Origin of the sequence: Streptomyces sp. T39, assembly GCF_008042045.1 — a bacterium.
Lineage (GTDB): Bacteria > Actinomycetota > Actinomycetes > Streptomycetales > Streptomycetaceae > Streptomyces.
On sequence record NZ_RDBP01000223.1, the window covers coordinates 1 to 4772 of the forward strand.

Consider the following 4772-nt stretch of genomic DNA (forward strand, 5'->3'; position numbering starts at 1 on the left):
GTGCTGTGCTGCTCGGCGCTGCGGACGCGGCGCGGCGGGGCGTCGGCGCCCCGCTGCCGCCCGCCGAGCGCGGGGACGTCGACCGCGCCGCCGCGGCGGCCCGCGCGGCGGGCCGGACGCCCTGGCCGGCCCGCTCGGCGGGCGGTTCCCCGTCCTGTTCGGCCGCGGGCGTCTCGGGGCCGGTGGCGGCGAGTGCGTCGCGGCCGGCGGACTGAGCGGCCGGCAGCGGGCCGGTGACCCCGGCGCCCGCGGGGGCGGCCCGCCCGGGTACCGGAGAGGGGGCCGGGCGCTCCCGGCCGGCCGTGGGGACGCTGACACAGCCGGAGGCGGCGAGCAGCAGGACGAGCACGGCGGGAACGGCGAGGCGGCGCAGGGGCATGCCGCCACGGTGCCGGACCGGCCCGGCCGGGCGCAGGCGGACGCGCGGGTCTCACCATGACGAGTGATCACCTCACGGAAGGGCGACGCGACGCGAGACGCGCGGACGCGGCACACGGAGGGCCGCCGGACGGGCAGGGGTGGCAACGCCCGGCCGACCCGGGCGCGTTGACGCGGGGGCGTCGGCCGGGTACGCGGGAGAGCCCTCCGGGGGCGCCCCGCGGCGCACACCGCGGGGCGCGGACGGATCGGCGGGCCGTGCGCCCCGGAGCACGGAACGTCACCGGCTTCTGGCAGTCTGATGACCATGAGCGCGGACAACAGCACACCAGTGGTACGGCAGTGGACAACCTGGATGCCGGTGCTGGCGTTGCTCGCACTCGCCTTCGGCTGGGGGCGCGACCTGCCGGCCCTCGGGGTGACCGTGGTGGCGCTGTGCCTGTTCAGTGCCGTGCTCGCGGCCGTCCACCACGCCGAGGTCGTCGCGCACCGTGTCGGTGAGCCGCTCGGCTCGCTGGTGCTGGCCGTCGCGGTGACGGTCATCGAGGTCGGACTGATCGTCATGCTGATGACGGGCGGCGGGGAGAAGGCGTCGACGTACGCACGCGACACCGTGTTCGCCGCGGTGATGATCACCTGCAACGGGATCGTCGGCCTCTGCCTGCTGGTCGGCGCCGTGCGCAATCGCACCGTGATCTTCAACGCGGAGGGGTCGGGCGGCGCGCTCGCCACGGTCATCACCCTCGCCTCCATGACCCTCGTCCTGCCGACGTTCACCACGGGCGCGGAGGGCCCCGAATTCACCGCCGGTCAGCTGGCGTTCGCCGCCGTCGCCTCGCTGGGGCTGTACATCCTCTTCGTCACCGTGCAGACCGTGCGCCACCGCGACTACTTCCTGCCCGTCGAACGGAGCGAGGTCCGCGGGGCCGCCGTGTCGCACGGGGCGGCGAAGTCCTCCGCGCACGGCGCCGCGGGCGGCGGCGGGAAGGACCGTGACGGGGACCGCGCCGCGGACGGCGACGTCCCGGGGGACGTCGACGAGGACGCGGACGTCGACGAGGACGGGGAGCACGCTCCGCCGCCGTCGAACCGTGCGGCCCTGACGAGTCTGGGGCTGCTGCTGCTCTCGCTCGTCGCCGTGGTCGGCAACGCCAAGGTGATCTCCCCGACCATCGAACGGGGTGTGGACAACGCCGGCCTGCCCTACGGCGTGGTGGGTGTGGTCATCGCCCTCATGGTGCTGCTGCCCGAGACGCTCTCCGCCGTCCGGTCGGCGCGTCGCGACCGGATGCAGACCAGCCTCAATCTCGCCTACGGTTCGGCGATCGCGAGCATCGGACTGACCGTCCCCACCATCGCGTTCGCCTCCCTGTGGCTCTCCGGGGACCTGGAACTCGGCCTCCAGCCGGTGCATCTGGTGCTGCTCGCCCTGACCGCCGTGGTGAGCGCGCTGACGGTCGTCCCGGGGCGCGCGACGCTGCTCCAGGGCGGGGTGCACCTCGCCCTTTTCTCCGCGTTCATCTTCCTGTCCCTCAGCCCCTGACACCGCGGGCGCCGACGGCGCCCGGCGCGAAGCGGCCCAGGACGGGACAGGCACGGCGCACGGCCTCCTCGGCGGTCAGGCGCGCCCCGACCCCGTACGCCGCCGTGAACCCGGGGCCGCCCAGGGCCGCGCGGGCCGCCGCGGCGGCGCGGTCGACGTCCCCGCGCTCGGCGGGCGGCAGCGGGGCGCCGACGCCCCGCCGCGCCGCGTCCGCAGCGCCGAGCAGCACGGCCGCGCACTCCGCGCCCGGACCGTCGCCACCGAGAGCGGCCGCCCCGGCGAGGCCCTCCAGCGAGAGGGCCATCGCCCGCGGCTCGCCGAGGGAGCGCGCCACGGCCAGACCCCGCAGATGGTGGGAGGCGGCGGTACCGGCGTCGCCGCGCAGTTCGGCGAGGAAGCCGAGCTCGGCGAGGAGCAGATGGTCGCCGGCCTCGGACGAGACGTCGGCGTAGCCGTCACGGATCCGTCCGAGGTGCGTCTCGGCGGCGTCGAGGTCACCGGAGCGGCGGGCGCCGAGCGCCAGGCCCATCTCGGAGTGGATCTCGCCGTACTTGTAGCCCTGTTCGGCCGCGATACGGCGGGCCTGTTCGTGCAGTTCCCGGCCGCGTTCCCAGTCCCGGGAGAGCAGGGCGAGGCGGCCGAGTCCGGAGAGCCTGGCCGACACCTCGGCCAGCAGGCCGAGTTCCCTGGCCATGTCGAGGCCCTCGCGCTGGCGGCGCGCGGCGTCCTCGTAGTCGCCCCGGATCTCGGCGAGCGCGGCGAGCGGGGTGACGGTCTGCAGTTCGCCCCAGCGGTCGCCCAGTTCACGGAAGAGGGCGGCGCCGCGGCCGCCGTCGCGGCTGACGCCGGAGAGGTCGCCGCGGACCAGTGCGAGGGTCGCCCGCAGACCGAGGGCGGCCGCGGTGCCCCAGCGGTCGCCCGCCGCCGCGGCCGACGGAACGGGTGAGGTCAGCACCACCGCTCCGCCGTCGCGCACCCGCGGCAGCAGGGGCCGCGCGGTCGACACGGCGTCGTCGAACAGCAGATCCGCACCGCCGGCCCCTTCCGCTTCGAGCAGCCGGTCGAGGGCGCCGAGCGCTCCGGGCGCGCCCCGTGCTCCGGGACCGGGGGGCGGCGTGCCGGGTGCGGGTGTGCTTCCGGGGACGTCCGGAGCGGGGGAGCCGCAGTGGGCCGTCCCGCCCGGGACCGGGCCGTGGGCGGCGCCCGAGGAGCCCGGTTCCGGGGGTGCGTGGGTGCCGGGGGCGTCCGTCGCCCCTTCGGCCGGCGCCCCCGCAGGGCGCGGCGGCCACCCGGGCCCGCCCGCGGGCGCCGTCGCGTCCAACCTCCCCGTCCCGCTCACCGGGCTCGTCGGGCGGGACGAGGCACTCGCCGAGGTGTCACGGTTGCTCGACACCGCCCGGCTGGTGACGCTCACCGGGGCCGGCGGCGTCGGCAAGACGCGGCTGGCGGTCGCGGCGGCAGCGGCGCGGGTGGCCGCCGGAGGCGTGGGCGAACTGCCCGACGGCGTCTGGCTCGTGGAGTTCGCCGGTGTGCGGGCGGGCGGCGCGGGAGACCTGGCGCAGGTCGTCGCCGCGACCCTCGGGATCAGGGACGGCGCGCCCGCCGCCCTCCCGGGCAGTGCGGCGGGCTGCACGGGCGCCCCCTCACCGGCGCACCGGCTCGCCGCCGCCCTGCGCGACCGCCGGGTCCTGCTCGTCCTGGACAACTGCGAACACGTCGTCGACGCCGCCGCCGAACTGGCCGCGCTCATCCTGCGGACCGCGCCCGGCCTGCGCGTGATGGCCACCAGCCAGGAGCCCCTGGACCTGGCGGGAGAGGCGGTCCACGTGGTGGAGCCGCTCGGACCCGACGCCGCCGTGCGGCTGTTCACCGAGCGCGCCGCCGCCCGCGACCCCGGTTTCGGCCGCGCCGTGACCGGCGGCGGGGACGCCGACCGGGAGGCCGTCGCCGAGATCTGCCGCCGGCTGGACGGCATCCCGCTCGCCCTCGAACTCGCCGCCACCCGGGTGCGCGCCCTGGGCGTGCGCGGGCTGGCGGACCGCCTCGGCGACCGCTTCCGGGTGCTCACGACCGGTGGCCGGGGCGCGCCCGCTCGCCAGCAGACGCTGCGCGCGGTCATCGACTGGAGCTGGGAACTGCTCAGCGCACCCGAGCGCATCGTGCTGCGCCGCCTCGCCGTGCACAGCGACGGCTGCGACCTGGAGGCCGCCGAGGCGACCTGTGCCGGTGACGGCGTCACCCGCGACGAGGTGCTCGACCTGGTGACCCGCCTCGTCGACCGTTCACTGGTGGTCGTGGTGGACGGCCCCACCGGGCGCCGCTACCGGCTGCTGGAGTCCGTCGCCGCGTACGCGACCGAGCGGCTCCACGAGATGGCCGACGTCACCGCCGTCGCCGGACGTCACCTGCGCCACTACCTCGCACTCGCCGAGCACGCCGAGCCCCTGCTGCGCGGTCCCGACCAGCGCTTCCTCCTCGCCCGACTGGACGCAGAGGCCGCCAATCTGCGCGCCGCGCTCGACGAGGCCGTACGCCGCGCGGCCGGCGGGGACTCCGGCCAGGCCGTCCGGCTCGCCACCGCGCTGTCCTGGTGGTGGCTGCTGCGCGGCCGCCTCACCGAGGCGCACCGGGCCCTGTCCGCCGTCCTCACCGCCTCCGCCTCGGGCCCCGACCCGGCCGCCTCCGCCGGCCGCGCGGCGTACGGCCTCGTCGAGCGCGGCGCGCAGATTGGCGGCCTCTGCGTCCAGTCGGGCGAGGAGGAAGCGCTGGTCGGGACCGCGCAGCAGGGGCTCGGCGTGCTCGGCGAGTGCGAGGTAGTGGCGCAGGTGACGTCCGGCGACGGCGGTGACGT

Annotated in this window: 2 protein-coding genes and 2 pseudogenes; 2 read left to right on the plus strand and 2 right to left on the minus strand. The window is 77.3% G+C overall.

Annotation, left to right across the window (positions count from 1 at the left end):
• Positions 1-379: pseudogene (locus tag EAO77_RS39295) on the minus strand (hypothetical protein); the annotation flags it as partial.
• A gap of 300 nt (positions 380-679) precedes the next feature.
• Here EAO77_RS39295 and EAO77_RS37335 point away from each other — a divergent pair.
• Positions 680-1921: a calcium:proton antiporter gene (locus tag EAO77_RS37335; protein ID WP_410088766.1), complete on the plus strand. Its 1242-nt coding sequence runs from the start codon at positions 680-682 to the stop codon at positions 1919-1921.
• Here EAO77_RS37335 and EAO77_RS37340 read toward each other — a convergent pair.
• Positions 1911-2846 (minus strand): annotated as a pseudogene (locus EAO77_RS37340) (AfsR/SARP family transcriptional regulator); the annotation flags it as partial. The gene EAO77_RS37335 and the pseudogene EAO77_RS37340 sit on opposite strands and share 11 nt — an antisense overlap.
• Here EAO77_RS37340 and EAO77_RS37345 point away from each other — a divergent pair.
• Positions 2761-4772: ATP-binding protein (locus tag EAO77_RS37345; RefSeq protein ID WP_410088767.1), on the plus strand; the 2012-nt coding region annotated here is incomplete at its 3' end. The pseudogene EAO77_RS37340 and the gene EAO77_RS37345 overlap by 86 nt on opposite strands.